At 59.8% G+C, this 26,279-nt stretch carries 23 protein-coding genes; 13 read left to right on the plus strand and 10 right to left on the minus strand.

Annotation, left to right across the window (positions count from 1 at the left end; translation table 11 throughout):
- The first annotated feature begins 36 nt into the window (after positions 1-36).
- The 5 genes from AQ621_RS08075 (at position 37) to AQ621_RS08095 (ending at position 5,043) form a co-directional block, all read left to right on the plus strand.
- The gene (locus AQ621_RS08075) at positions 37-816 is read left to right on the plus strand and encodes an enoyl-CoA hydratase (RefSeq protein WP_058341042.1); all 780 of its coding nucleotides are present in this window, start codon (positions 37-39) and stop codon (positions 814-816) included.
- A gap of 13 nt (positions 817-829) precedes the next feature.
- Positions 830-1,915 carry an enoyl-CoA hydratase/isomerase family protein gene (locus AQ621_RS08080; protein WP_058341043.1) on the plus strand — a complete coding sequence of 362 codons (1,086 nt, stop codon included), beginning with the start codon at positions 830-832 and terminating at the stop codon, positions 1,913-1,915.
- 40 nt (positions 1,916-1,955) lie between these two features.
- The gene (mmsB, locus tag AQ621_RS08085; RefSeq protein WP_058341044.1) at positions 1,956-2,843 is read left to right on the plus strand and encodes a 3-hydroxyisobutyrate dehydrogenase; all 888 of its coding nucleotides are present in this window, start codon (positions 1,956-1,958) and stop codon (positions 2,841-2,843) included.
- Between the two features lie 128 nt (positions 2,844-2,971).
- On the plus strand, positions 2,972-4,621 hold the full coding sequence (locus AQ621_RS08090; RefSeq protein WP_058341045.1) for an AMP-binding protein: 1,650 nt from the start codon (positions 2,972-2,974) through the stop codon (positions 4,619-4,621).
- On the plus strand, positions 4,618-5,043 hold the full coding sequence (locus AQ621_RS08095) for a PaaI family thioesterase (protein WP_058341046.1): 426 nt from the start codon (positions 4,618-4,620) through the stop codon (positions 5,041-5,043). Before AQ621_RS08090 ends, AQ621_RS08095 begins: the two co-directional genes overlap by 4 nt.
- On the opposite strand, the gene AQ621_RS08100 is transcribed toward AQ621_RS08095, so the two are convergent.
- The gene (locus tag AQ621_RS08100; RefSeq protein WP_058341047.1) at positions 5,015-5,755 is read right to left on the minus strand and encodes an SGNH/GDSL hydrolase family protein; all 741 of its coding nucleotides are present in this window, start codon (positions 5,753-5,755) and stop codon (positions 5,015-5,017) included. The two genes, AQ621_RS08095 and AQ621_RS08100, sit on opposite strands and share 29 nt — an antisense overlap.
- Positions 5,756-5,871: 116 nt before the next feature.
- On the opposite strand from AQ621_RS08100, the gene AQ621_RS08105 reads away from it, so the two are divergent.
- On the plus strand, positions 5,872-6,735 hold the full coding sequence (locus AQ621_RS08105) for a PA4780 family RIO1-like protein kinase (protein ID WP_058341048.1): 864 nt from the start codon (positions 5,872-5,874) through the stop codon (positions 6,733-6,735).
- 36 nt (positions 6,736-6,771) lie between these two features.
- On the opposite strand, the gene AQ621_RS08110 is transcribed toward AQ621_RS08105, so the two are convergent.
- The 6 genes from AQ621_RS08110 to AQ621_RS08135 form a co-directional block, all read right to left on the minus strand.
- Positions 6,772-7,671 (minus strand): hydroxymethylglutaryl-CoA lyase, encoded by a 900-nt coding sequence (locus AQ621_RS08110; RefSeq protein WP_058341049.1) that lies wholly within the window; start codon positions 7,669-7,671, stop codon positions 6,772-6,774.
- Positions 7,671-9,659 (minus strand): acetyl/propionyl/methylcrotonyl-CoA carboxylase subunit alpha, encoded by a 1,989-nt coding sequence (locus AQ621_RS08115; protein ID WP_058341050.1) that lies wholly within the window; start codon positions 9,657-9,659, stop codon positions 7,671-7,673. The genes AQ621_RS08110 and AQ621_RS08115 overlap by 1 nt, the downstream gene beginning before the upstream one ends.
- Complete coding sequence (locus tag AQ621_RS08120; protein ID WP_058341051.1) at positions 9,659-10,468, minus strand: enoyl-CoA hydratase-related protein; 810 nt, start codon at positions 10,466-10,468, stop codon at positions 9,659-9,661. The genes AQ621_RS08115 and AQ621_RS08120 overlap by 1 nt, the downstream gene beginning before the upstream one ends.
- Before the next feature lie 14 nt (positions 10,469-10,482).
- Positions 10,483-12,090, minus strand: a complete 1,608-nt coding sequence (locus tag AQ621_RS08125) for a carboxyl transferase domain-containing protein (RefSeq protein WP_058341052.1) — start codon at positions 12,088-12,090, stop codon at positions 10,483-10,485.
- A 170-nt stretch (positions 12,091-12,260) separates the two neighbouring features.
- Positions 12,261-13,427 carry an isovaleryl-CoA dehydrogenase gene (locus tag AQ621_RS08130; protein WP_058341053.1) on the minus strand — a complete coding sequence of 389 codons (1,167 nt, stop codon included), beginning with the start codon at positions 13,425-13,427 and terminating at the stop codon, positions 12,261-12,263.
- A 64-nt stretch (positions 13,428-13,491) separates the two neighbouring features.
- On the minus strand, positions 13,492-13,911 hold the full coding sequence (locus AQ621_RS08135) for a MerR family transcriptional regulator (protein ID WP_058341054.1): 420 nt from the start codon (positions 13,909-13,911) through the stop codon (positions 13,492-13,494).
- Positions 13,912-14,503: 592 nt separating this feature from the next.
- Here AQ621_RS08135 and AQ621_RS08140 point away from each other — a divergent pair.
- Positions 14,504-16,084, plus strand: coding sequence for a fatty acyl-CoA synthetase (locus AQ621_RS08140; RefSeq protein ID WP_058341055.1), 1,581 nt, complete (start codon positions 14,504-14,506; stop codon positions 16,082-16,084).
- Between the two features lie 379 nt (positions 16,085-16,463).
- Here AQ621_RS08140 and AQ621_RS08145 read toward each other — a convergent pair whose 3' ends face one another.
- Positions 16,464-17,504, minus strand: a complete 1,041-nt coding sequence (locus AQ621_RS08145; protein ID WP_201785325.1) for an AraC family transcriptional regulator — start codon at positions 17,502-17,504, stop codon at positions 16,464-16,466.
- Positions 17,505-17,595: 91 nt separating this feature from the next.
- On the opposite strand from AQ621_RS08145, the gene AQ621_RS08150 reads away from it, so the two are divergent.
- From AQ621_RS08150 to AQ621_RS08165, 4 genes are all read left to right on the plus strand, one after another.
- Complete coding sequence (locus AQ621_RS08150; RefSeq protein WP_058341057.1) at positions 17,596-18,738, plus strand: acyl-CoA dehydrogenase family protein; 1,143 nt, start codon at positions 17,596-17,598, stop codon at positions 18,736-18,738.
- A gap of 32 nt (positions 18,739-18,770) precedes the next feature.
- Positions 18,771-19,958, plus strand: a complete 1,188-nt coding sequence (bktB, locus tag AQ621_RS08155) for a beta-ketothiolase BktB (RefSeq protein WP_058341058.1) — start codon at positions 18,771-18,773, stop codon at positions 19,956-19,958.
- Positions 19,959-20,062: 104 nt separating this feature from the next.
- The gene (locus AQ621_RS08160) at positions 20,063-20,824 is read left to right on the plus strand and encodes a 3-hydroxyacyl-CoA dehydrogenase (protein ID WP_058341059.1); all 762 of its coding nucleotides are present in this window, start codon (positions 20,063-20,065) and stop codon (positions 20,822-20,824) included.
- 32 nt (positions 20,825-20,856) lie between these two features.
- A complete protein-coding gene (locus AQ621_RS08165) occupies positions 20,857-22,005 on the plus strand; it encodes an acyl-CoA dehydrogenase family protein (protein ID WP_058341060.1) in 1,149 nt (382 codons plus the stop codon).
- Positions 22,006-22,240: 235 nt separating this feature from the next.
- Here AQ621_RS08165 and AQ621_RS17540 read toward each other — a convergent pair whose 3' ends face one another.
- Positions 22,241-22,537 carry a hypothetical protein gene (locus tag AQ621_RS17540; RefSeq protein WP_145840265.1) on the minus strand — a complete coding sequence of 99 codons (297 nt, stop codon included), beginning with the start codon at positions 22,535-22,537 and terminating at the stop codon, positions 22,241-22,243.
- Here AQ621_RS17540 and AQ621_RS08170 point away from each other — a divergent pair.
- Positions 22,518-23,696, plus strand: a complete 1,179-nt coding sequence (locus tag AQ621_RS08170; protein WP_058341061.1) for a thiolase family protein — start codon at positions 22,518-22,520, stop codon at positions 23,694-23,696. The two genes, AQ621_RS17540 and AQ621_RS08170, sit on opposite strands and share 20 nt — an antisense overlap.
- Positions 23,697-23,944: 248 nt before the next feature.
- Positions 23,945-24,073 (plus strand): hypothetical protein, encoded by a 129-nt coding sequence (locus AQ621_RS17905; RefSeq protein WP_264753859.1) that lies wholly within the window; start codon positions 23,945-23,947, stop codon positions 24,071-24,073.
- A 208-nt stretch (positions 24,074-24,281) separates the two neighbouring features.
- Here AQ621_RS17905 and ilvD read toward each other — a convergent pair whose 3' ends face one another.
- The gene (gene ilvD / locus AQ621_RS08175; RefSeq protein ID WP_058341062.1) at positions 24,282-25,958 is read right to left on the minus strand and encodes a dihydroxy-acid dehydratase; all 1,677 of its coding nucleotides are present in this window, start codon (positions 25,956-25,958) and stop codon (positions 24,282-24,284) included.
- Positions 25,959-26,279: the final 321 nt, after the last annotated feature.

Genomic DNA, 26,279 nt, shown 5'->3' on the forward strand with positions numbered 1-26,279 from the left:
CGATCATCAGAACCGGAACAACCAAAGGAATTTACCATGAGCGAACTGATTCAACTGGAAAAGCGCGATCACATTGCGATCCTGACCATCGCCAACCCGCCGGCCAACACCTGGACGGCAGACTCCCTGGCGGCTCTGGAAGCCACCATTGAAGACCTCAACGCCGACCGCAACATCTTCGCGCTGGTGGTCACCGGCCAGGGTGAGAAATTCTTCTCTGCCGGGGCGGACCTGAAAACCTTTGCCGACGGCGACCGTGCCCGCGCCAACGAGATGGCCCAGAAGTTCGGCCAGGCCTTTGCCGCTCTGACCGCCTTCCGGGGTGTGTCGATTGCCGCCATTAACGGCTACGCCATGGGCGGTGGCCTGGAATGTGCGTTGTCCTGCGATATCCGCATTGCCGAGGAGCACGCTCAGATGGCGCTGCCAGAAGCCGGTGTTGGCCTGCTGCCCTGCGCCGGCGGTACGCAAAACCTGCCCTGGCTGGTGGGCGAGGGCTGGGCCAAGCGCATGATTCTGTGCGGCGAGCGGGTAGATGCCAGCAAGGCGCTGCAGATTGGCCTGGTGGAAGAAGTGGTGCCGTCCGGTCAAGGCCTGGAAGCCGCCCTGAAACTGGCCGAAGGCGCCTGCAAACAGAGCCCGTCTTCCATTGCCCGGTGCAAGCAGCTGGTGATGAGCGCCCGTGATGGCCGTAGCCACACCGATGGCTGGCGCATGGAGCGGGAGCTGTTTGTGGAGCTGTTCCACACCGAAGACCAGAAAGAAGGGGTGAATGCGTTCCTCGAGAAGCGCAAGCCGGAATGGAAAAACCGATAAGCCCGGGGCTGCTATGAGCGATCAACCGATGGTATTTGAAGAGTGGACCACAAACGGCGGTGGCCGGATTGCGGTCGCCAGGCTGAACAGCCCGCGCAACCTGAATTCGCTGTCTATGGACATGATCCGCCTGCTCAAGCCGCAGCTGCAACGCTGGGCCGACGATGACAGCGTATGTGCGGTCTGGCTGGAAGCCGAGGGCGACAAGGCCTTCTGCGCCGGTGGCGATATCGTGTCCCTGTACCGCAGCATGACCGAGCCCGGGAAGCTGGCCGAAGGTGAACGGTTCTTCACCGAAGAATACGAGCTGGACTACCTGATCCATACTTTCCCCAAACCGGTTGTGTGCTGGGGCAACGGTATTGTGATGGGCGGCGGCATCGGCCTGATGGCGGGCGCTTCCCACCGGGTAGTTACCGAGCACTCGAAACTGGCCATGCCGGAAGTGAGCATCGGCCTGTACCCGGATATCGGCGCCGGCTGGTTCCTGAACCGCATGCCCGGGCGTACCGGAATGTTTCTGGGGCTGACCGGCAGCCGCATGAACGCAGCCGATGCGCTGTTTGTGGGCATGGCAGACCGGTTCGTCAGCCACGAACTCAAAGGGCAGGTGATTGATGCCCTGGCCTCCGCCAACTGGCAGGGTTCCAGCGCCCATAGTGTTGTCAGCTCGGTACTGCGCCAGTACGAACAGCAAAGCCGGGAGGCGCTGCCGGCGTCTGCGGTTCGCGATCACTTTGATGATATCCAGCAGGCCACCGATGGCGATTCCCTTGAGCAGGTGGTAGCGCAGCTTAAGGACCTGGGCGGCCGAGAGGGTTGGCTGGGCAAAGCTGTGAAGGGATTGGCCAGTGCCTCACCCACCTCGCTGGCCCTGACCTGGAAACATCTGCAGCGCAGCCAGCGCGACAGCCTGAAACAGGTGCTGGATAACGAGCTGGTGATGTCGGTGAACTGCCTGAAGAAGGGCGAGTTTGCCGAAGGCATCCGGGCATTGCTGATCGACAAAGACATGCAGCCCCGCTGGCGTTATGCGTCGCTGGCGGAACTGGACAATGAGTGGATTGAAGAATTTTTCAGCCAGGCGCCCGGGCACTGATAAATCCCGGCGCACTGCTACAAAAACAAGGAGAAGCAAGATGGCGAAGGTAACCTTTATTGGTCTGGGCAACATGGGCGGGCCCATGGCCTCCAACCTGCTGAAGGCGGGGCATGAGGTCACGGTTTTCGACCTGTCCAAACCGGCGGTTGAAGCGTTGGTGGCCGAAGGGGCGAGCACTGCGGATTCAGCGAAAGCTGCAACCCAGGGCGCCGAATGCGTGATCACCATGCTGCCGGCGGGCAAGCATGTGGAAGCGGTGTACCTGGGCGAAGACGGCCTGCTGGCAGCCCTGCCGGCAGGTACCCTGGTGATTGACTCCTCCACCATTGCCCCGGAAACCTCCCGGGCGGTGGCAGAAGCCGCAGCGGCAAAAGACCTGGCCTTTATCGACGCGCCGGTATCCGGCGGCGTGGGTGGCGCGAAGGCCGGTACGTTGACCTTCATTTGCGGTGGCGAAGTGGCCACCTACAACAAGGCACGGCCGGTTCTGGAAGCCATGGGCAAGAACATCTTCCACGCTGGCCCACACGGTGCGGGCCAGGTCGCCAAAATCTGCAACAACATGATGCTGGCCATCCTGATGGCGGGCACCAGTGAAGCCCTGGCGCTGGGTGTGAAGAACGGCCTGGACCCTGCGGTACTGTCGGAAATCATGAAGCAGAGCTCCGGCGGCAACTGGGCCCTGAACGTGTACAACCCGTGGCCGGGGGTAATGGAAGGGGTGCCGGCATCCCGGGATTACCAGGGCGGTTTCCTGGTGAACCTGATGACCAAGGACCTGGGGCTGGCGTTTGATAACGCGGTCGCCAACCAGGCCTCCATCCCCATGGGCTCCCTGGCCCGCAACCTGTTCCAGCTGCATGCCGGGCAGGGTAACGGTGAGCTGGATTTCTCAAGCATTGTCCGGCTGTATAAGCCGGAGTAAACCGGATAGGGCGACCCTGGGTTGCCCTTTCTTTTTAGCCTAAAGTTTACCTTTACGTAAAGTGTCGGTAATGCAAAGCTAACACTGAATGAATGTTGAACAACCGACAAAAATAACAGGAGTGTGCGATGAGCCTTCCGCAATACAACGATGTGTACAACAACTTTGATGCGGCCGCTCTGGAAGCGGAAGTTCTGGATGGTCGCCTGGACAGCGGCCTGAACGTTTGCCACGAAATCTGCGACAAGTGGGCACAAGACCCGAAGAAAGTGGCTCTCTATTACGAGCGGGCCGGTGGCGGTGATGGCTCACTGACCTTCGCCGAGCTCAAGGCTGCCTCAGCCCGATTTGCCAATTACCTGAAATCGCTGGGTGTCAGCAAGGGCGACCGGGTAGCCGGCCTGCTGCCCCGTGGGCCGGAGCTGTTGATTGTAATCGCTGGCACCCTGCGCCTCGGGGCAGTGTATCAGCCCCTGTTTACCGCCTTCGGTAGTGGCGCCATCGAATACCGCGTGGGCAAGGCTGGCACCCGGCTGATAGTGACCGACCCGGATAACTATCCCAAGCTGAAAGACGTTAAAGACTGCCCGCCGGTGCTGTGTGTGAACGCCGCAGCTGTAGGCAGCGATGCGGTGGACTTCGAGCAAACCCTGCAGCAGCAAGGCGACGAGTGCGAACCTGTGATGATTACCGGCAACGCCCCGTTCCTGCAGATGTTCACCTCCGGAACGGTCGGCAAGGCCAAGGGTGTAGCGGTTCCGGCCAAGGCGCTGCTGGCCTTCTACGTCTACATGAAGTACGCCGTCGACCTTCGTGAAGACGACGTATTCTGGAACGTGGCTGATCCGGGTTGGGCCTACGGCCTTTACTATGCGGTGACCGGGCCGCTGCTGTTGGGCCATGCCACCCATTTCAACGCCAATGCTTTCACGCCTGAATCTACCTACGACATGATCCGCAAATACGGCATTACCAACCTGGCGGCGGCACCCACCGCCTACCGCTTGCTGAAGGCCAACGACCATGTACTGCCTGAAGGCGAGAACCTGGGCCTGCGGGTGTGCAGCAGTGCCGGTGAGGCTCTGAACCCGGAGGTGGTGAACTGGATTGCCCGCCGGCACCACTGCCCGGTCAAAGACCACTACGGTCAGACTGAAACCGGTATGACCTGCTGCAACTTCCACGCCCTGGAACATCCGGCGCGGCAGGGTTCTATGGGCTTCTCGGTGCCGGGCCAGCGGGTGGTGGCCCTGAACGAGAAAAACGAGGAAGTGGGTGAGGGCGAGATCGGCCAGCTGGCGGTGGATGTGAAGTCCTCGCCGCTGTTCCATTTCCATGGCTACACCTGGGATGAAAAAGATCCGTTTGTGGGTGATTATTACCTGACCGGTGATATGGTGATCTGTCATGGCGATGGCAGCTATTCATTCAGTGGCCGGGATGATGACATCATCACCACGGCCGGTTACCGGGTGGGCCCCGCCGATGTGGAAAGCACACTGCTGGAGCATGACGCGGTGGCAGAATCCGGGGTCGTCGCCAAGCCGGACGAGAAACGGGGTTCCATCATCAAAGCCTATGTGGTGATGAAATCCGGGCAGGAGCCGGTGGATGAACAGGCCTTTGCCGAAGAATTGCAGGAGCTGGTGCGCCGCCGCTTGTCGACCCACGCCTACCCGCGTGAGATCGAATTTGTGGACGAGCTGCCGAAAACGCCGAGCGGCAAAATCCAGCGTTTCATGTTGCGTAATCGCGCGGAAGAAGAGGTAAGTGCATGAAAGTAAACTTCGGGGAACTGAAGGGTTTCCTTGAAGACCAGTTTCCCCAGGGTACCGCCTACGGCACCCTGGAGGAGCTCGGGGATGGCTGGGCCGAGATGAAGCTGGAGGTGGACGACGACCACCTGCGCCCCGGTGGAACCGTGTCTGGCCCGGTTATGATGGGGCTGGCAGACGTGGCCATGTACGCCGCCCTGCTGGGCAAAATCGGCCTGGTACCCCTGGCGGTAACCACCAACTTCAATATCAACTTCATGCGCAAACCCGCCGCCCACGCTGCGGTGTGGGCCCGCGCTACCTTGCTGAAAGTAGGGCGCACGATGGCGGTGGGTGAGGTGTCGATCTATTCCACAGGTATGGAGGAGCCGGTGGCCCATGCCACCATGACTTACTCTATTCCTCCGGAGAAGCATCGGCCCTGATGCCCCGGCTCAGCTCCGGCGCCAGGGCTTCGGCAATGTACCGATAGCCTTTGATGCCGGGGTGGTAGCCGTCGCTGGCCAACAGCCCGGTATCTTCAATCACCGGGTAACGGGCGTAGCGGAAGTGCTGCGGCGCTTCGCTGGCCAGTTGCCGGTAGATGTTGTCGAGAAGCCTGGCCCGCCATCCCATCACGTAGCGCAAGGGCGCCGGCAGGGCGGTGAACAGGTGCATGGGAGGCACGCTCAGAAGCATCAGGGGTGCCGGATACCGTGCTTCGAGCAACTCCCTCAGTTCAAGCAGTTGCCGGCGGAATCGTTTCCGGGGCGTAAAACCGGTGGTGTCGTTTACCCCCATGCTCAGGATAACCACACCGGCTTCCGGTAAGTCTGTCTGCTCCAGCGCCCGGTTCAGGGCATCCAGCCGAATACCGTTAACCCCGAAGGTATGCCAGGCGATGGTTTGCCCGGTTCCCTTATGAAGCTCCCGTGCCAGCTGGCTGGCCAGGCCCTGATCGTGGGTTTGGGCGCCCACGCCGGCTGCGGTGGATTCGCCAATCACCAGGATGCGCCGGGCGGGCTCGCCCTCACCATATTGCCCGAACGGAGATCCGGAGGCCTCCGGCAGCCGTGGCGTGGTTTGACGAGTGCGCTTACCCTGATACAGCAACACCGGAAAGAGCACAGCCGTGGTCAGCCAGAATGGAAGATGCATTGCGTAGATCCCGGGTTTAGTGGAGCGGAATAATCCTGGTTTGGGCGACATTAGCCGCCAGACTCTACCAACGGTACAATGGCGGCTTCTCTTCGACCAATTTTGGCAGGAACTCTTTGAAAATCCCTGAACGCCTGAAGCCCCTCGCCGATGATGGCATCATTGATGAAGTCATCAGCCGACTCATGAGCGGTAAAGAGGCCGATATTTATATTGTACGGTGTGGCGATTCGATTCGCTGCGCCAAAGTCTATAAAGATGCGGTCAAGCGCAGCTTTAAAAAAGCGGCGCGATATCAAGAGGGTCGCAAGGTTCGCAGCGGGCGCCAGGCCCGCGCCATGGAAAAGCGTTCTAACTACGGCCGCAAGCAGCAGGAAGAAGTCTGGCAGAATGCCGAAATCAACGCGCTGTCCACGCTGGCGAAAGCCGGTGTGCGTGTGCCTGAAACCTACGGTTGCTTTGACGGTGTGTTGCTGATGGAGCTGGTGACAGAAGATACCGGTGATGTCGCACCACGACTGGCTGATGTGTCCATGTCAGCAGAGCAGGCCATTGAAGACCACACGCTGATGATGCACTACGTAAGGCTCATGCTGTGCGAAGGGATCGTGCACGGTGATTTGTCTGAGTTTAACGTGCTGGTTGACGATTACGGCCCGGTGATCATTGATTTGCCGCAGGCGGTAAACGCTGCATCCAACAACAGTGCGCAGGAAATGTTCGACCGCGATGTGAATAACATGCGCCGCTATTATGGCCAGTATGCACCTGAGATCCTGGACACCCGGTTCGCCAGGGAGATGTGGGCGCTGTTCGAAGAGGGGGAGCTGACCCCCGACTCTGTGCTGACGGGTGAATTTGAAGATGACAGTGGCAGTTCTGATGTGGATGCTGTGCTGGAAGAGATCAAAGCAGTGATTCAGGAAGACCTCGAGCGCAAAGAGCGCTTGCGCGAGGCGGATGAAGGCTCAGACCTGTAACGCGGTGTCAGGCCCTGTGAGCGGGGCCCTTAACGTTCAACCGCCCATGGCCTGCCCCACTTTAGAGCCGTTGTGGCGGTTGAGCTGGCCGCAAATCCAGCCGCCGGTCGCCACCAGTTTCTCCAGGTTGACACCGGTTTCGATCCCCAAGCCCTTTAACAGATAGAGCACGTCTTCGGTGGCCACATTGCCGGAGGCGCCTTTCGCATAGGGGCAACCGCCCAGGCCCGCCACCGAGGCATCGATTACGCTGACGCCTTCCTCCAGCACCGCATACAGATTAGCCAGGGCCTGGCCGTAGGTGTCGTGGAAGTGGGCCGCCAGCTTATCCATGGGAATATGGGCGGCCACGGCCTCCAGCATGCGCCTGGCTTTCAGCGGTGTGCCTACGCCGATGGTGTCGCCCAGGGAAATCTCATGGCAGCCCATGTCGTATAGGGCCTTGGCGACGCTGGCGACCTGCCCTGGCTCAATGTCACCCTCATAGGGGCAACCCATCACCGTCGACACGTAGCCGCGCACCGGAATGCCGTGCTTGCGGGCTGCTTCCACCACGGGAGCGAAGCGGTCCAGGCTTTCGGCGATACTGCAGTTGATGTTCTTTTGGGTAAAGCTTTCGGAGGCGGCGCCGAACACCGCAACTTCGTCGGCTCCGGCCGCCAGGGCATTTTCGAAGCCTTTGAGGTTGGGGGTGAGGGCAGAGTAGCGCACGCCGGCCTTTCGGGTGATGCCGGCCATGACCTCGGCGGCATCACCCATTTGTGGCACCCATTTGGGGGAGACAAAGCTGGCGGCTTCGATGTGGGTAAGGCCGCAGTCGGCCAGCCGGTCGATCAGCCCGGTTTTGATGCTGGTAGCAATCACCGGGCCGGGTTCGTTCTGCAGGCCGTCCCGGGGGCTCATTTCCACCAGTCGGACACGTTTCGGGAAGGCCATTACTCAGTCTCCTCAATCTCGATAGCGATCAACTCCGCCCCTTCGGATACCTGGTCACCCTGGGCAAAGAACACCTCGCTGACGGTGCCATCGGCCGGGGCTTTGATGGCGTGCTCCATCTTCATGGCTTCCATGATCACCAGGGTCTGGCCGGCGGTGACCTTATCGCCGGCCTGCACCTGCACCGCCACAATGGCACCGTTCATGGGGGCAGAGAGGCTGCCGTCGCCGGCCAGGTCTTCGGTTTCCCAGCGTTCACGGTAGAGCTTGCAGGTGATGCTGTTGCCTTCGTGGAACAACACCAGTTCGTCGTTGTGCAGGTTGCCGTACACGCACAGGCGGTGGCCATTGATGACCGCTTGCAGGTAATCCTCCTGCAGGCTGGCCTGCAGGGTATAGCGGTTGTCGCCGAGGGTTATCTGATAGCCGTGATCCTGCTCAAGAACCCTTAGTTCAACCACCTCCTCGCCCATCTGCAGGGCCAGGGGTTCGGCGTAGTCGGAATTCAAGCGCCAGCTGTTCTGCCGGCCGAAGGGCGACCAGGGGTCTGTGCTGACCACTTCACGGGACTTGCGGTGTTCCAGCAGAAAGCCGGCAGCCAACACAAGAACCTTGTCGGTATCCGGGCCGGAAGCGGGAAACAGCAGCTCGCGGTGGTCATCAATGAAACCGGTGGTCAGCTCGGCCTGGCGAAAGGGTTCGGCATCGGCCAGGGCGTGCAGGAAGCGGATGTTGGTTTTTACCCCAGCAATGCGGTACTGCTCCAGGGCCTGCACCATGCGGTTGATGGCCTGTTCCCGGGTTTCGTCCCACACGATGAGCTTGGCGATCATCGGGTCGTAGTGGATGCTGATTTCGTCGCCTTCGGTAACGCCGGTATCCACCCGCACGTGGGCGGATTCTTCCGGGGTGCGCAGGTAACGCAGGGTGCCGGTGGCAGGCAGGAAGTCCTGGTCCGGATCTTCGGCGTAGATGCGCGCTTCCAGGGCGTGGCCGCGGGTTTTCACCTGTTCCTGGGCCAGCGGCAGGGGCTCACCCCAGGCCACTTTCAGCTGCCATTCCACCAGGTCTTGCCCGGTGACCATTTCGGTAACCGGGTGTTCCACCTGCAGGCGGGTGTTCATTTCCATGAAGAAGAACGAGCCGTCTACGCCGTACAGGAACTCGACGGTGCCGGCGCCCACGTAGTTAATGGCTTGCGCGGCTTTCACGGCGGCCTCGCCCATGGCTTTACGGGTGGCCTCGCTCAGCCCCGGGGCGGGGGCTTCTTCCAGTACTTTCTGGTGGCGACGCTGCACCGAGCAATCCCGCTCGGCCAGGTAGATGCCGTTGCCCTGATGGTCGCAGAACACCTGGATTTCCACATGCCGTGGCTGGGTCAGGTAGCGTTCGATCAGCATGTCCGGGTTGCCGAAAGCGTTCCTCGCTTCCCGCTGGGCGGCGGCCAGGGCGTCATCAAAGTCGGCCATTGTTTCCACCACCCGCATACCTTTACCACCACCACCGGCAACGGCTTTCAGCAGCAGCGGGAAGCCGCATTTCTCGGCCTCGGCCCGCAGCAGCTCCGGCGACTGGTCTTTACCGTGGTAGCCGGGCACCAGGGGTACACCGGCTTTTTCCATAATCGCCTTGGCGGCGGACTTGGAGCCCATGGCCGCAATGGCCGAAGAGGGCGGGCCGATGAACACAATACCGTTGGCTTCGCAGGCTTCGGCAAAGCCGGTGTTTTCAGACAGGAAGCCGTAGCCGGGGTGAATGGCCCGGGCGCCACTCTGCCTGGCAATGTCGATAATGGTGTCGGCTTTCAGGTAGCTGTCAGCGCTGGCGGCCGGGCCGATGTTGAAGGCCTCGTCTGCCATGGCGACATGACGAGCGTTGGCGTCAGCGTCTGAGTAGACTGCCACGCAGCGGATACCCATGCGGTGGGCGGTCTGGATAATCCGGCAGGCGATTTCGCCCCGGTTAGCAATCAGGATTTTATTGAACATTATGTGTTATCTCCCGGAACCCAGCTGGCCTTGCGTTTGTTCAGGAAAGCGCTGAGCCCTTCCTGGCCTTCCTCACCCACACGGATGTCGGCGATGCGTTGGGCAGTGTCTTCGATGACATCGGCACTGATGGGCTTGTGGCTGACGGCAAACACCAGGTCCTTGGCGGCACTCATGGCTTGCGGGCCATTGCCGGCCAGTTGTAGCAGCAGCTCGTTGCAGCGGGCGTGCATGGCGGCTTCGTCGTCACAGACGATGTGCACCAGCCCGTATTCGCTGGCCTGTTGTGCGTTGAAGACTTCGGCGGAGATGAAATAGCGCCGGGCCTGTCGCTCACCGATGGCCCGCACCACGTAGGGGCTGATAACGGCGGGAACCAGGCCGAGTTTCACTTCACTCAGGCAGAAGCTGGCGTTTGCGGTGGCCAGCACGATGTCGCAGCAGGCTGCCAGGCCGACGGCACCACCGTAGGCTGCGCCCTGAACCAGGCCGATCACCGGCTTGGACAGGTGGTTGAGGGTGCTCATTAGCCTGGCCAGTTCCCGGGAGTCGTTCAGGTTTTCGGCATGGTCGTTGTCTGCCATGCGGCGCATCCAGCCAAGGTCGGCACCGGCGGAGAAGTGTTTGCCTTCGGAGCGCAGGATTACGATGCGGGTTTGGTCGTCTCTTTCCGTGACTTCCAGCGCCTTGATCAGTTGCTGGATGATCACATCGTCGAAGGCGTTGCGTTTGTCTGGCCGGTTCAGCACGATTTCGGAAACACCACCTTCCAGGTAGTTGAGCAGAACGGCAGAGGTCTGTTTGGTCATGGCGTTCTCTCCGGTTACATGCGGAACACGCCAAAGCGCGTCGGCTTGGCGGGTCGATTCAGGGTGGCAGACAGGCTGAGGGCTACCACTTCCCGGGTCTGGGCCGGGTCGATCACGCCGTCGTCCCACAGGCGGGCGCTGGCGTAGTAGGGGTGGCCTTGCTGTTCGTATTTATCGGCGATGGGTTGCTTGAATTCGGCTTCTTCTTCGGCACTCCAGTCCTGGCCTTTGCGTTCCATGCCTTCACGTTTGACTGTGGCGAGTACGTTGGCGGCCTGTTCGCCGCCCATCACCGAGATGCGGGCGTTGGGCCACATCCACAGGAAGTCAGGGCTGTAGGCCCGGCCGCACATGCCGTAGTTGCCGGCCCCGTAACTGCCACCAATGAGGACAGTGATCTTGGGCACGTTGGCGCAGGCCACGGCCATGACCATCTTGGCGCCGTGCTTGGCAATGCCTTCGGCTTCGTATTTCTGGCCCACCATAAAGCCGGTGATGTTTTGCAGGAACAGCAGCGGGATGTTGCGCTGGCAGCACAGTTCAATAAAGTGCGCGCCTTTCTGGGCGGATTCGCTGAACAGGATGCCGTTGTTGGCGATGATGCCCACGGGGTAGCCGTGAATATGGGCGAAGCCGGTCACCAGGGTGGCGCCGTAGTAGCGCTTGAATTCGTCAAATTCGGAGCCGTCGACGATGCGGGCGATCACGTCGCGTACGTCGAACTGTTTACGCAAGTCGGTGCCGACGATGCCGTAGATTTCTTCCGGGTTGTACAGCGGTGCTTTGGGTTCGCGCAGTTCGACCGGCACGGGTTTGCGGCGGTTGAGGTTGGCGATGCAGCGCCGGGCGGTGTCCAGGGCGTGGGCGTCGTTCTCGGCGTAGTGGTCGGCCACGCCGGAGGTTTTGCAGTGTACGTCCGCGCCGCCCAGGTCTTCCGCGCTGACCACTTCGCCGGTGGCGGCTTTGACCAGCGGCGGGCCGGCCAGGAAGATGGTGCCCTGATTGCGCACGATGATGGATTCGTCCGCCATGGCGGGTACGTAGGCACCGCCGGCGGTGCACAGACCCATAACAACGGCGATCTGGGGGATACCATCGGCAGACATTCGGGCCTGGTTGTAGAAAATGCGGCCGAAGTGGTCGCGGTCCGGGAAGACTTCGTCCTGCCTTGGCAGGTTGGCGCCGCCGGAGTCGACCAGGTAGATGCAGGGCAGGCGGTTGGTTTCGGCAATTTCCTGGGCGCGCAGGTGTTTTTTGACGGTCAGCGGGTAGTAGCTGCCGCCTTTAACGGTGGCGTCGTTGGCGATGATCATGCATTCGGTGCCGCTGACCCGGCCGATGCCTGCGATTACGCCTGCGGCGTGGACGTCTTCGCCGTAGACGTTGTAGGCGGCGAACTGGCCGATTTCGAGGAAGGGGGAGCCTTCATCGAGTAGTTTGTTGATGCGTTCGCGGGGCAGGAGTTTGCCGCGTTCGGTGTGGCGCTTCTGGTATTCGGGGCCGCCGCCCTGGTGGATGGTTTCGACTTTTTCCCTTAGGTCGGTTACGGCGGAGGCCATGGAGTGGTGGTTGGCCTGGAATTCGTCGGACCTCGGGTTAATTTTGCTCTGGAGTATCGTCATGTTCTGTCATCCCTCTCTTGGGGGCACGGGACTGGAGGGCTGTCGTTCCGAAAACCGCTACGAGCACATCCATGTGCGCTTCTCTCCGGCCATCCATGGCCTCCGAAATTTTCGGAACGACACCCCTCCAGCCCCTGGTCGTACATTGGGAGCTGGATTCCGCGCAACGCTTACTTGTTCAGGAACAGTTCTCTGCCAATCAACATGCGGCGGATTTCAGACGTTCCAGCCCCGATTTCATACAACTTCGCGTCCCGCAGCAGGCGGCCGGTGGGGTAGTCGTTGATGTAGCCGTTGCCGCCGAGGAGCTGGATGGCGTCGAGGGCGAGTTTGGTGGCCATTTCGGCTGAATACAGGATGGCGCCGGCGGCGTCTTTTCTTGTGGTTTCGCCGCGGTCGGCGGATTGGGCGACCATGTAGACGTAGGATTTGGCGGTGTTCATGAAGGTGTACATGTCGGCGACTTTGCCCTGTACCAGTTCGAATTCACCGATGGCCTGGCCGAATTGTTTGCGTTCGCGGATGTAGGGCACGACTACGTCCATGGCGGCTTGCATGAGGCCGAGGGGGCCGCCGGAGAGGACGATGCGTTCGTAGTCGAGGCCGCTCATGAGGACTTTGGCGCCGTTGCCTTCGCCGCCGAGGACGTTTTCTTTGGGAACTTTGCAGTCTTCGAACACCAGTTCGCAGGTGTTGGAGCCGCGCATGCCGAGTTTGTCGAGTTTCTGGTGGCGGCTGAAGCCGGGGTAGTCGCGTTCTACGATGAAGGCGGTGACGCCTTTGGAGCCGCCTTTCGGGTCGGTTTTGGCGTAGATGACGTAGGTGTTGGCGTCTGGCCCGTTGGTGATCCACATTTTGTTGCCGTTGAGGACGTAGTGGTCGCCTTCGTCGCGGGCGTGGAGTTTCATGGAGATGACGTCTGAGCCGGCGTTGGGTTCAGACATGGCGAGGGCACCGATGTGTTCGCCGGTGATGAGTTTGGGCAGGTATTTCTGTTTTTGTTCTTCGGTGCCGTTGCGGTTGATCTGGTTGACGCACAGGTTGGAGTGGGCGCCGTAAGACAGGCCAACGCTGGCAGAGGCGCGGCTGATTTCTTCCATGGCGACGACGTGGGCCAGGTAGCCCATGCCCGCACCGCCGTATTGTTCGCTCACAGTGATGCCCAGCAAGCCCATGTCGCCCAGTTTGCGCCACAGGTCCATGGGGAATTCGTTGGAGCGGTCGATTTCCTCGGCCCGGGGGGCGATTTCATCGGCGGCGAAGCGGTTGACCTGTTCACGCAGGCTGTCGAGGGTTTCGCCGAGGCCGAAGTTGAGTTCGCTGTATTGGGATTTCATGGTGTGCTGCCTTTTTTGTTCTTGCTAGTGTGTGTCGTTAAGCGGCCCGCTGCGGGTTGTTGCCCTAGTCGGCGGCCAGGCTTTGTTGTTCTTTCTTTTTCTGCAGTTCTTCCAGGGCTTCGCGGCACCGGGTTTCTGCGGTGTCTATTTCCATCTCCGCCTGTGCGATGTCGTCTTTCTGTTGTTCAAGGTGCGCGCGCCGGTCGCCCAGGATCTCGAGCATTTTCAACAGCTGCTTTTCATTGCCGGTGAGGGTTTCATCCCAAAGGTCGAACAGCTCCTTGGTCTGGGCCAGGGAAAAGCCCATGCGTTTGCCGCGCAGGATCAGCTTCAGGCGCACCCGGTCTTTGTTGCTGAAGATGCGGGTCTGCCCGCGCCGGGTGGGGTTCAGAAGCCCCTGGTCCTCGTAGAAGCGGATGCTTCGTGTGGTTACGTCGAACTCCTGGGAGAGCTCGCTGATATTGAAGGTTTTCTTGTCGCTCATGTGCGGTCCGGAACGGTTGTGTTATTTTTGCTCAGGGTAATTCAAGTTTACGTTAACGTAAAGTATGGCTTATGGCTGGCTTGGGCTCCCAGACTTCCGGTTGTGCGGGCGGGTACGCGGGGTGTGGGGTATTTTTCTTCGGGGAAAAACAACTCGCTTCGCTCAGACATCTTTTTCCCTGTCAGAAAAATACCCCACACCCCCCTACCGACGGGCAGCACAGGAATACCAAGAAAAAAGCAACGAGAGCACCCAGAAATAGGTGTGAACGTTGCACTAGCCCCGATTAGGCACAAAAAATACTGCTGCTGTTATCTCGCGACTACCCGCCAATGCCCGTCGGCGCGGGGTGGCTGTTGGATTTTTTGCCGGAAAAAGATGTCTGAGCGAAGCGAGTTGTTTTTCCAAAAAAAATCCAACAGCCACCCCGCAAGCCCGCCCGCACAACCGGAAGGCTAGGGGCCCAACCCAAGGCAGAGTGGACTTGTCCGAACGGGTCAAATTTTTGGGCCAGAAGGGTCATTCCAACAGGTCCTGCACCTTTGCCTTAATGGCCGGCAGCCGGTTACAACAACAAGGAAATGAGGTAAGCATGTCAGACTCAACGCTCACTCAGCACAATAACCAAGTTATCAGGGCCTTAAGGAACACAATTGGTGACGCCATTGCGCGCTCAGCCGCCTGTCATGGCGACAAGGTAGCTCTGGCATTCGCTGACCGACAATGGACTTTTCGGGACATTGAGGCTGCGAGTAACCGTGTTGCTCACCAGCTGATAGCCCTGGGACTGAATAAAGGCGAGCGGGTAGCTGCCTACGGTAAGAACTCCGATGCCTACCTGCTATTGTGGCTGGCGTGCACAAAAGCGGGGCTGGTTCATGTCCCGGTCAACTATGCCCTGGTGGAGCATGAGCTGTCCTACGTACTGAACCAGTCGGGAGCGAGGGCTCTGTTTTACGACAATGATCTGAAGCCTCAGGTGGATAGTGTTGCCTCAACGGTGGATATTGAAGTCCTCGGCACCCTGCACGGCGCCCACTCCGCTGATGATATTCTTGAAATGGCCTGTTCCGGAGCCAGCGATCTGCCGCCGGATACCGACCAGTCCGATACCGACGTTGTCCAGATTCTCTACACGTCAGGCACCACGTCCGACCCCAAGGGAGCTATGCACACCCACCGCTCACTGATGACTGAGTACGGGGCGGCCCAGTACCATCTCGACATTGTTCCGGGTGACCGTTGCCTGGCGGCATTGCCGCTGTACCACTCCGCCCAGATGCATGTGTTCATGATGCCCATGTTGTTGACCGGCGGTTATACCCGGCTCATCAATGCCCCGACACCAGATGCCATCCTTGGCCTGCTGGCCAGTGAGCAGTTAAATGCCTCCTTTGCGCCACCAACGGTCTGGATCTCGCTGCTGCAGTTCAAAGGCTTTGATGCCAACAAGCTGCAGCACGTGAACAAGATTTACTACGGAGCCTCCATTATGCCCGGCGAAGTTGTACGGCAACTGAGCCAGCAACTCCCACAGGCCGGGCTGTATAACTGCTATGGCCAGAGCGAGATTGCTCCGCTGGCAACGGTATTGCGGCCCGAGGAACACCACGACCGTCCGACATCGGCCGGCAAACCATTGCAAACCGTGATGACCCGGATTGTAGACCCTGCTACCGGAAAGGACTGCAAGCCTGGAAAACAAGGCGAGTTGGTGCACCGGTCTCCACAGCTTATGGTCGGTTACTGGCAAAAACCTGAAGCCACAGAAGAAGCCTTCGAGGGCGGCTGGTTCCACTCCGGCGATCTCGGTTACCGTGATGAACAGGGCTATATTTATATCGTTGACCGGATTAAAGACGTGGTGAATACCGGTGGTGTTCTGGTGGCAAGCCGGGACGTGGAAGAAGCCCTTTACCAGCATGAGTCGGTAGCTGAGGTGGCGGTGATTGGTGTTCCGGACGAAAAGTGGATAGAAGCCATCTGCGCGATTGTCGTTGTACGTGACGGCTACCCTGAAAGTGCTGAGTCGCTGCTTGAGCATGCCAGAGCCAAGCTGGCCCGTTTCAAAATTCCGAAACACATCCAGTTTGTCGATCAGTTGCCGAAAAACAGCGCTGGAAAACTCCTCAAACGCAAATTGCGTGAGGCTTTTACAACTGACGATGCCTAGTCTTCCTTTGGGCTTGGACTCCTAGCCTTTTGGTTTGCGGGCGGGTACGCGGGGTGTGGGGTATTTTTCTTCGGGGAAAAACAACTCGCTTCGCTCAGACATCTTTTTCCCTGTCAGAAAAATACCCCATACCCCCCTACCGACGGGCAGCACAGGTATAGGCAGGTTTTCATCCGCGAACCCGCCAGTGCCCGTCGGCGCGGGGTGGCTGTTGGGTTTTTTGCCGGAAAAAGATGTCTGAGCGAAGCGAGTTGTTTTTCCAAAAAAAATCCAACAGCCACCCCGCAAGCCCGCCCGCACAACCGGAAGTCTGGGAGCCCAAACCAAACCCCACCCGCATACCCAACAGGCTAGGAGCCCAAGCCAAATCAAGCCCGCACTACCCGTTAACCTGGTTGCCACGCCATCGGGCCGGCGACAAGCCGGTCCAGCGCTTGAAGGCCCGGGAGAAGGCGGCGGTTTCGGAGAAGCCCACCAGTTCGGCGATTTCGCTGATGCTCAGACTTTCGCTGGTCATCAGGCGGGTGGCGTGTTCCCGCCGCAGGGTTTCCTTGATCTTGCGCAGGGAGGTGCCTTCGTCCTGCAGTTTTCGGCCGATGTTGCGGGGTGTCATGTGCAGCTCCCGGCCCAGGGCGTCGAGCCCCGGCATGTCCGGGTAATTGTAGCGGGCCAGCAGCGCGCGGATGCGGGCGCGCAGGCTTTCGTCCTGGCTGGGGCGGTGCAGGATGTAGGCCGGAGCCGCCTGCAGGAATTGCCGGAGTTCTTCCTCGCTGCGCACGATGGGCAGCTGCAGGTATTTTTCATGGAACAGAAAGCCGCACACCGGCTGCTCGAATTTCAGTTCGCCCGGGTACATGGCCCGGTACTCGGCTTCGTGGGCCGGGGCAGGGTAGCTGAACTGGGTGCGGGCGAAGGGGATTTGCTGGTCTACCAGCCAGCAGGACAGGCGTTCCCACATCAGAACCAGGAATTCCTGCAGCAGGTGGTCGGTGTCGTTGCCGGCGTCTTTCAGGTGCAAACGGAAGAACACTTGCCTGCCTTGCTCTTCCATCGCGATATCAAGATTCCGGCAGATCACCCGGTAAAAGTGCGCGCTTTTTCGAAGCACGGCGCCCAAGGTGGCCGAGCCCAGGCAGTAGTCGCACATCAGTGCGAAGGTGCCGTTGTTGCAGGGTTCCGATGACAAGCCGAGGAATTCGTCCCGGGTGGCGCGCCAGACCGATTTCACCAGTTGGGTCAGTTGTTGTTCGGTGATCAGCTGTTCCGGCGTGTTCAGCCAGCCGGCAGGGATGCCTGCCTGCTCAAGCAGTGTGGGCCCTTCGTGGCCCTGGCGTTCCGCGCCACGAAGGGTCGCTTGAAGGTAGTGGTTGGCAATGTGAGCCTTGGCCATAGTGGTCAGCGCAGCCGCGTAACAGGTCAATTAATTCGGCAAGAAGGGTCATTCTAGCCCGGAGGCATACGGAGTCTAATAGTGTTCCATTTTATTCACTGAATTTAAACGCGGGGCGCCCATGTCAGCAGAACAGGCAGAAACCGAATTATTCCAGGCCATGATTGTCCGGGCTCTGGAGCAGGAAGTCACACCTTTTTATGAGCAGTGGGAAGAGGCCGGAGAGATTCCGAGGCCGCTGTGGCACACCCTGGGGCAGGCCGGCATGCTCGGCATTGATATGCCCGAAGAGTATGGCGGTGCGGCGGCCAGTTTCGAGGTGAGCCAGCTGGCGATCGAAGATATCGCCCGCATGGGCTTTGGCGGCCTGGCCTCCGGTTACAACATCCACGCCAACATTGTGATGCCGTACATCCTGCATCTGGGTAATGAACAGCAGAAACAGGCCTGGTTGCCGGCGATGATCTCTGGCGAGGTGCTGGGGGCGATCGCGATGACCGAGCCGGGTGCCGGCAGTGATCTTGCTGCTATGCGCACCACGGCGGAGCGCACCGAGGGCGGCTGGCGCATTAACGGCGCCAAGGTGTTTATCACCAACGGCTTGCATGCCGATATGGTGATTGTCTGCGCCAAGACTGATCCGAAAGCCGGCGCCAAGGGTGTGTCGTTGTTCCTGGTGGATACCAGCCTGCCGGGCTTTAGCCGGGGCAAGGGCATCAAGAAAATCGGGCAGCACGCCAGTGATACTGCCGAGCTTTTTTTCTCGGATCTGACTGTGCCCGAGGAGGCTTTGCTCGGGGAAGAGGGAAAGGGCTTCGCCTACCTGATGCAGGAACTGCCCCGGGAGCGGCTGGGTGTGGGTGCCCAGGCGATCGGTGCCTCCGAAGGTGCATTGGCGCTGACGCTGGATTACGTGCAGCAGCGCCAGGCCTTCGGCCAGCGCATTGCCGATTTCCAGAACACCCGGTTCAAGCTGGCAGAAGCCCGGGCCCGTATTGATATGGCCCGTGCCTACCTGAACCAGTGCGTCAGCAAATACCACCAGGGTGCCATGACGGCGACAGACGCGGCCATCCTGAAGCTGATGCTGACCGAGATGCAGTGCGATATCGCCCATGAATGCCTGCAGCTTTTCGGCGGCTACGGTTATACCCTGGAATATCCCATTTCGCGGTTCTTTGTGGATGCCAGGGTGCAGACCATTTACGCTGGCACCTCGGAAATCATGAAAGAGGTGATTGCCCGCTCCATGCTGGGCAAGTGAGCCTTTCTAACACTTATATTCAGGAGAAGAACATGAAACTGACAGACGTAGTAATTCTGGACGGTGCCCGCACCGCTATCGGCAGCTTTGGCGGCAGCCTGAGCTCACTGGCTCCGGCCGAACTGGGCACCGCCGCCGCTCGTGAGGCCATCAGCCGCGCTGGCGTAGAAGCTGCGGATATCGACCATTCGGTATTCGGCCACATCATCACCACCGGCCCGCAGGACGCTTACCTGGCCCGGCACATTGCCCTGAATGTGGGTATGGAGAAAAGCTCTGCGGCGTTCAACGTAAACCGCCTGTGTGGCTCTGCCGTGCAGTCGGTGATCAGCGCGGCCCAGCTGATTGTGATGGGCGATAGCCGAATGGCGCTGGCTGGTGGTGCCGAATCCATGAGCCAGGGTGCTTACCTTTTACCGAACGTTCGTAAAGGCCTGCGCATGGGCGATGGCCGCGCCGTGGACCTGACCCTGGGTATTCTGAGCGATCCGTTTGGCAGTGGTCACATGGGTATGACCGCCGAGCGTATTGCCGCCAATCAGGGCCTGACCCGGGAAGAACTGGACGCGTTTTCTGCGGAAAGCCACCGCCGGGCGGCGAATGCCATCGAGAAAGGCTACTTCGATGGCCAGATCGTGCCGGTTACCGTCAAACAGGGTCGCAAGGAAGTCGTGTTCGATAAAGACGAACACGTGCGCCCGGGCACCACGGTAGAAAGCCTGGCCGGCCTCAAGCCTGCGTTCCAGAAAGACGGCATCGTGACCCCGGGCAATGCCTCCGGCCTTAACGATGGTGCCGCAGCCATGGTACTGACCAGTGCCGCGGAAGCCGAAAAACGTGGCCTGAAAGCCCGCGCCCGGTTGGTAGGCTATGCCTTTGCCGGCGTAGATCCGGAAGTGATGGGCGTGGGCCCGATTCCGGCGGTTCGCCAGGTTCTGAAGAACACCGGTTTGTCTGTGGCAGACCTGGATGTGATCGAATCCAACGAAGCCTTCGCCGCCCAGGCCATGGCCGTCAGCCGCGAGCTTGGCCTGCCGGAAGACAAGGTGAACCCGAACGGCGGCGCGGTCGCTCTGGGCCACCCGGTGGGTGCGACCGGCTCCATCCTGATTATCAAAGCCCTGGCGGAACTGGAGCGTACCGGTGGCCGTTACGGCCTGATCACCATGTGTATCGGTGGCGGGCAGGGTATTGCACTAATTGTTGAGCGCCTCGACTGAAACGGGTGTTGTTTCAAATAGGGTATCTGGGTTAAGTTTACGTAAACGTAAACTATGCGCGGCCAGTTTTTGGCCGCGCTAAAACCAATAACAGGACGCAAGTTATGGATTTCAAAAACACTCCCGCCATCGTCACCGGCGGTGCCTCCGGCCTGGGTGAAGGCGCCGCAAGGGCGCTGGCTGCCGCAGGCTGCAAAGTGGCTATCCTGGACCTGAACAAAGAGCGTGGCGAACAGGTGGCTGCCGAGCTGGGCGGCATTTTCATCGAATGCAACGTGGCCTCGGAAGAAAGCGCGGAAGCTGCACTAAAAGCCGCTCGGGACGCCCATGGTCCCTGTGGTATTGCCGTGAACTGTGCCGGCATTGCTCCGGCCTCAAAGATCCTGGGCCGCGAAGGCGTGATGCCGCTGGACAGCTTCAGCAAGGTGATCCAGGTAAACCTGATCGGCACCTTCAACATCCTGCGGCTGGCGGCAGCAGACATGGCCCAGCGCGAACCCAACGCCGACGGCGAACGAGGCGTGATCATCAACACCGCATCGGTTGCCGCCTACGAAGGCCAGATTGGCCAGGCCGCTTACAGTGCCTCGAAAGGCGGTGTGGTAGCACTGACCCTGCAATCTGCCCGGGAACTGGCTCGCGAAGGGATCCGGGTGAACACCATTGCTCCGGGCCTGTTCATGACCCCGATGATGGCTGGCATGCCCCAGGAAGTTCAGGACAGCCTGGCCGCCACCTTGCCTTTCCCCAAGCGCCTCGGTAAGCCGGAAGAATTCGGCATGATGGTCGACCAGGTGGTACGCAACCCCGTTCTGAACGGCGAAGTCATCCGGCTCGACAGCGCCCTGCGCATGGCGCCCCGATAAGGCACGGATAACAAGGATAAAAGGTGAGCGAAATGACCAACACCGTTGATCAGGAAGAACTGGCACTGTTCCGGGATGCCGTCATCAAGGCCCTCGAAACCGAAGTGGCGCCCTCTTATGAAGCCTGGGAAAAGAGCGGCATCGTGCCCCGGGAACTCTGGAACACCCTGGGCGCAGCCGGCATGTTGTGTGTGGACGTAACGGAAGACTGCGGCGGCTGCGGTGCGCCGTTCCAGTATTCGGTTGTGGTGGGCGAAGAACTGGCCCGGATGGGCTTCGGTGCGCTGTCCACCAACGTGATGGTGCATTCCGACATCGTAGCGCCGTATCTCAGCCACATCGGCAACGACGAACAGAAACAGCAATGGCTGCCGAAAATGGTCTCCGGCGAAGCCGTCGGCGCCATCGCCATGACCGAACCGGGGGCAGGCAGCGACCTGCAGGCCATCCGCACCAGCGCGGTGAAAGACGGTGACGACTACATCCTGAACGGTTCCAAAACCTTCATCACCAACGGCCAGCACGCCGACATGGTCATCGTCGCCGCCAAGACCGACCCCAACGCCGGCGCCAAGGGCATCAGCCTGTTCCTGGTCGACACCTCGCTGCCGGGCTTCAGCAAAGGCCGCAACCTGGACAAAATCGGCCAGCACTCCGGCGACACCTCTGAACTCTTCTTCTCCGACATGCGCATCCCCGCCTCCGCCCTGCTGGGCGAAGAAGGGCAGGGCTTTGTTTACCTGATGCGCGAACTACCGCGAGAGCGACTGGTCATCGGCGCCCTGGGTGTTGCCGCCGCCCGTGGCTCACTGGACATGACCGTCCAGTACACCCAGGAACGGGAACTGTTCGGCCAGAAACTGAGCCAGCTGCAGAACACCCGCTTCGAAATCGCCCGCATGGAAACCGACTACCGCATCAACAAGGCATTCGTCGACCAGTGCATCCGCGAATACGAAGACGGCAAGCTGGATGCGCCGACAGCGTCCATGGCTAAGTACAGCGCCACTGAGATGCAGTGCCGCGTGGCTGATGGCTGTTTGCAGCTGTTCGGCGGTTACGGTTACACCACCGAGTATCCGATTTCCCGCAACTTCATCGATGCGCGGGTTCAGCGGATTTATGGCGGTACTTCGGAGGTTATGAAGGAGATTATTGCTCGTTCGGTGCTTGGGCGCTGATTGTCCGGCTTCGGCTCCAAGCCTTCCGGTTGTGCGGGCGGGCTTGCGGGGTGGCTGTTGGATTTTTTTTGGAAAAATAACTCGCTTCGCTCAGACATCTTTTTCCGGCAAAAAATCCAACAGCCACCCCGCGCCGACGGGCATTGGCGGGTTTTCGCTTGATAAGAGCAGCTGTACGTTTTGCGCTGAGAGCGGGTAGCGACCAGTTTGATGCAAAGTTCAATAGAGCTTCAGGTTACTCTCGTTGCCTTTTGCCTTTTGCCTTTTGCCTTTTGCTTTTTGCTTTTTGCTTTTTGTATTCAGCATTCCTGTGCTGCCCGTCGGTAGGGGGGTGTGGGGTATTTTTCTGGCAGGGAAAAAGATGTCTGAGCGAAGCGAGTTGTTTTTCCCTGCCAGAAAAATACCCCACACCCCGCGTACCTGCCCGCATCACCAGAAAGCTGGGTGCCCAAACGAGACCATACGGCCAAATAAGAACACCAACTCGATTCTGTTGAAGGAGAACAAAACTCATGAACAACGACATCGTCATTGCAGGCTCCGCCCGAACTCCGATGGGTGGGATGATGGGCTCGCTGAGCTCTGTGCGCTCACCGGAACTGGGGGCGGTTTCCATTAAGGCTGCCATTGAACGTGCAGGGCTGCAGCCGGCGGACGTTCAGGAAGTTATCATGGGCTGTGTGCTGCCTGCTGGCCTGGGACAGGCGCCGGCTCGGCAGGCGTCTCGTGCTGCTGGTATCCCGGATAGCTCCGGGTGTACCACCATCAACAAAATGTGCGGCTCCGGCATGCAGGCCGTTATCATGGCCCACGATCAGATCAAAGCGGGCACCAACAGCATCATGATTGCCGGTGGCATGGAAAACATGAGCCAGGCGCCGTATCTGCTACCGAAAGCCCGCGGCGGTATGCGCATGGGCCACGGCCAGGTGATGGACAGCATGTTCCTGGATGGCCTGGAAGACGCTTACGAAGGCGGCCTGATGGGCGTTTTCGCACAGCGTACGGCTGATGAATTCAACATCACCCGTGAAGCCATGGACGAATTTGCCATTGGCTCCCTGCAAAAATCCCTGGCGGCTATCGAGAATGGCTGGTTCCGGGATGAGATCGTACCGGTGACGGTCTCCGGCCGTGGTGGAGATACCCAAGTCGACATCGACGAACAACCGGGCAACGCCAAGCCGGAGAAAATCCCCCAGCTGAAACCGGCGTTCGCCAAAGACGGTTCCGTAACCGCTGCCAACTCCAGCTCCATCAGCGACGGTGCTTCGGCCCTGGTGCTGACAACTGCTGAGGAAGCTCAGAACCGTGGCCTGACCCCACAGGCACGAATCGTGGCCCACTCAACCCACGCCCGCTTGCCAGCGGAGTTCACCCTGGCGCCGATCGGTTCCATCGAAAAGGTACTGAAAAAAACCGGCTGGACTCTGGATGACGTCGACCTGTTCGAAATCAACGAAGCCTTCGCGGTGGTCACCCTGGCGGCCATCAACGAACTCAAGTTGCCGGCTGAAAAGGTCAACGTCCACGGCGGCGCCTGCGCCCTGGGCCACCCCATCGGCTCTTCCGGCTCCCGTATCATCGTCACCCTGATCAATGCCCTGAAGCAGCGCGGCCTGAAACGCGGTGTGGCGTCCCTCTGCATTGGCGGTGGTGAAGCGACTGCCGTGGCTGTGGAGCTGATTTAAGTTTGGCTTCCTGGGAGTCCGGCTTGGGCTCCCGGACTTCCCGTTTGGTGGGGCGGCTGGGCTTGGGCTCCCAGCCTTCCGGCTGTGCGGGCGGGCTTGCGGGGTGGCTGTTGGATTTTTTTTGGAAAAACAACTCGCTTCGCTCAGACATCTTTTTCCGGCAAAAAATCCAACAGCCACCCCGCGCCGACGGGCATTGGCGGGTTTTCGGTTGAAAAGACTTTTCCGTGAAGAACCAATGCTTAATCTTGAGACAGGCTGCTAACCCACACAATCTCTTTGCCTTTGCCTTTGCCTTTGCCTTTGCCTTTGCCTTTGCCTTTGCCTTTGCCTTTGCCTTTGCCTTTGCCTTTGCCTTTGCCTTAGCCTGTATCTGAGTTTGTATCTTTCGCTTTGTCTTTAAACTTTCCTATTCCCTTTAGGCCCGTCGGTAGGGGGGTGTGGGGTATTTTTCTGGCAGGGAAAAAGATGTCTGAGCGAAGCGAGTTGTTTTTCCCAGAAGAAAAATACCCCGCACCCCGCGTACCCGCCCCCACAACCAACAGGCTAGGAGCCCAAGCCCGACCGCTGGGAGCCCAAGCCAGACTATGGCAAGTCAGTAACGGCCCCGGTAGACGCCGAACTCACGGTGCGCGCATATTTCGCCAACACGCCCCGGGTAAATCTTGGCTCGGGCGGGGTCCAGGCTTTTTGCCGCTGGGCCATCTCCTCGTCAGAAATCTCCAGCAGGATCGAGTTGTTGACCGCATCGATGGTGATGGTATCGCCGTCTTCCACCAGGGCAATCGGGCCGCCCACGGCGGCTTCCGGGGTAATGTGGCCGACGACGAAACCGTGGCTGCCGCCGGAGAAACGGCCGTCGGTGATCAGCGCAACGTCGCTGCCCAAACCTTTGCCCATGATGGCGGAGGTGGGGCTGAGCATTTCTCGCATGCCGGGGCCGCCTTTCGGGCCCTCGTAGCGGATGACCAGTACATCGCCGGCCACCACCGTGCCGTCGAGAATGCGCTCCTGGGCTTCTTCTTCGGAATGGAACACCCGCGCCCGGCCGGAGAAGTGGGTGCCTTCCTTGCCGGTAATCTTCGCCACAGAGCCTTCCGGCGCCAGGTTGCCGAACAGGATGCGCAAATGACTGTCGGCTTTGATGGGGTTTTCAAAGGCCCGGATGATCTGCTGGTCTTCCGGGTAGGGCGTTACGCTCGCGAGGTTTTCAGCCAGGGTTTTGCCAGTTACCGTCATGCAGTCGCCGTGTAACAGTCCCCGCTCCAACAGCATCTTCATCAACGGCTGAATGCCGCCGATGGCGACCAGCTCCGACATCATGTAGTGACCGGACGGGCGCAGGTCGGCCAGTACCGGCACCTTTTTGCCAATGCGCACGAAATCCTCCAGCGACAGCTCAACGCCGGCAGTACTGGCCATGCCCAGCAAGTGCAGCACCGCATTGGTGGAACCGCCCAGGGTGATCACCACGGTAATCGCATTCTCGAACGCCTCGCGGGTCATGATGTCGGAAGGCTTGATATCTGCCTCCAATAGCTTCAGCACGGCCGCACCGGCAGCCTCACAATCGGCCAGCTTGGTATCAGACACCGCATTCTGAGCTGAGCTGCCCGGCAGGCTCATCCCCATCGCCTCGATGGCGGAGGCCATGGTGTTGGCGGTGTACATCCCCCCACAGGAACCCGGCCCCGGAATGGCGGTTTCCTCGATCTGCTTCACCTCAATCAGATCCATATTGCCGCGGGCATGGGCACCCACCGCTTCGAACACCGAAATGATGTCGGTGTGATTCTCACCGGGCATGATGGTCCCGCCATACACAAACACCGACGGCCGGTTAAGCCGCGCCAGCCCCATCATGCAGCCCGGCATGTTCTTGTCACAGCCCCCGATCGCCACCAGCCCGTCAAAACCCTCACAGCCGGCCACCGTCTCAATCGAATCCGCAATCACCTCCCGCGACACCAGCGAATACTTCATGCCCTCGGTACCGTTGGCAATGCCGTCTGAAATCGTGATGGTGTTAAAAATCAGACTCTTGCCGCCCGCTGCATCTGCCCCCTTGGCTGCTTCCCGGGCCAGCCCGTCAATGTGCATATTGCACGGCGTCAGATTGCTCCAGGTAGAGGCAATACCCACCTGCGGCTTCCGAAAGTCCTCATCCTGAAACCCCACCGCCCGCAACATCGCGCGACTGGCAGACTTGTTAATACCATCCACCACCGGAGCGGAATAACGACGTCGTTTATCCGTGGTCATAAAAGTGCCTCCCATCAAAAGCAAAAAGTCATCCAACCAGCAAAACCCACAAAGCCCCAAAGCGCAACCTCTGTCAAAGAAGCGCCGCAGGCAAAAAGCAGCCTATACCAGAGCTGCCCGTCGGCAGTGGGGACAACTCAGGCCCGGTAAGTTTTCCTGTGAACCCGCTAATGCCCGTCGGCGCGGGGTGGCAGTTCCAGAGCTGCCCGTCGGTAGTGGGGTGTGGGGTGTTTTTCTGGCAGGGAAAAAGATGTCTGAGCGAAGCGAGTTGTTTTTCCCAGAAGAAAAACACCCCACACCCCACGTACCCGCCCCCACAAC

This window comes from Marinobacter sp. P4B1, assembly GCF_001447135.1.
GTDB classification, from domain to species: Bacteria; Pseudomonadota; Gammaproteobacteria; order Pseudomonadales; family Oleiphilaceae; genus Marinobacter; species Marinobacter vinifirmus.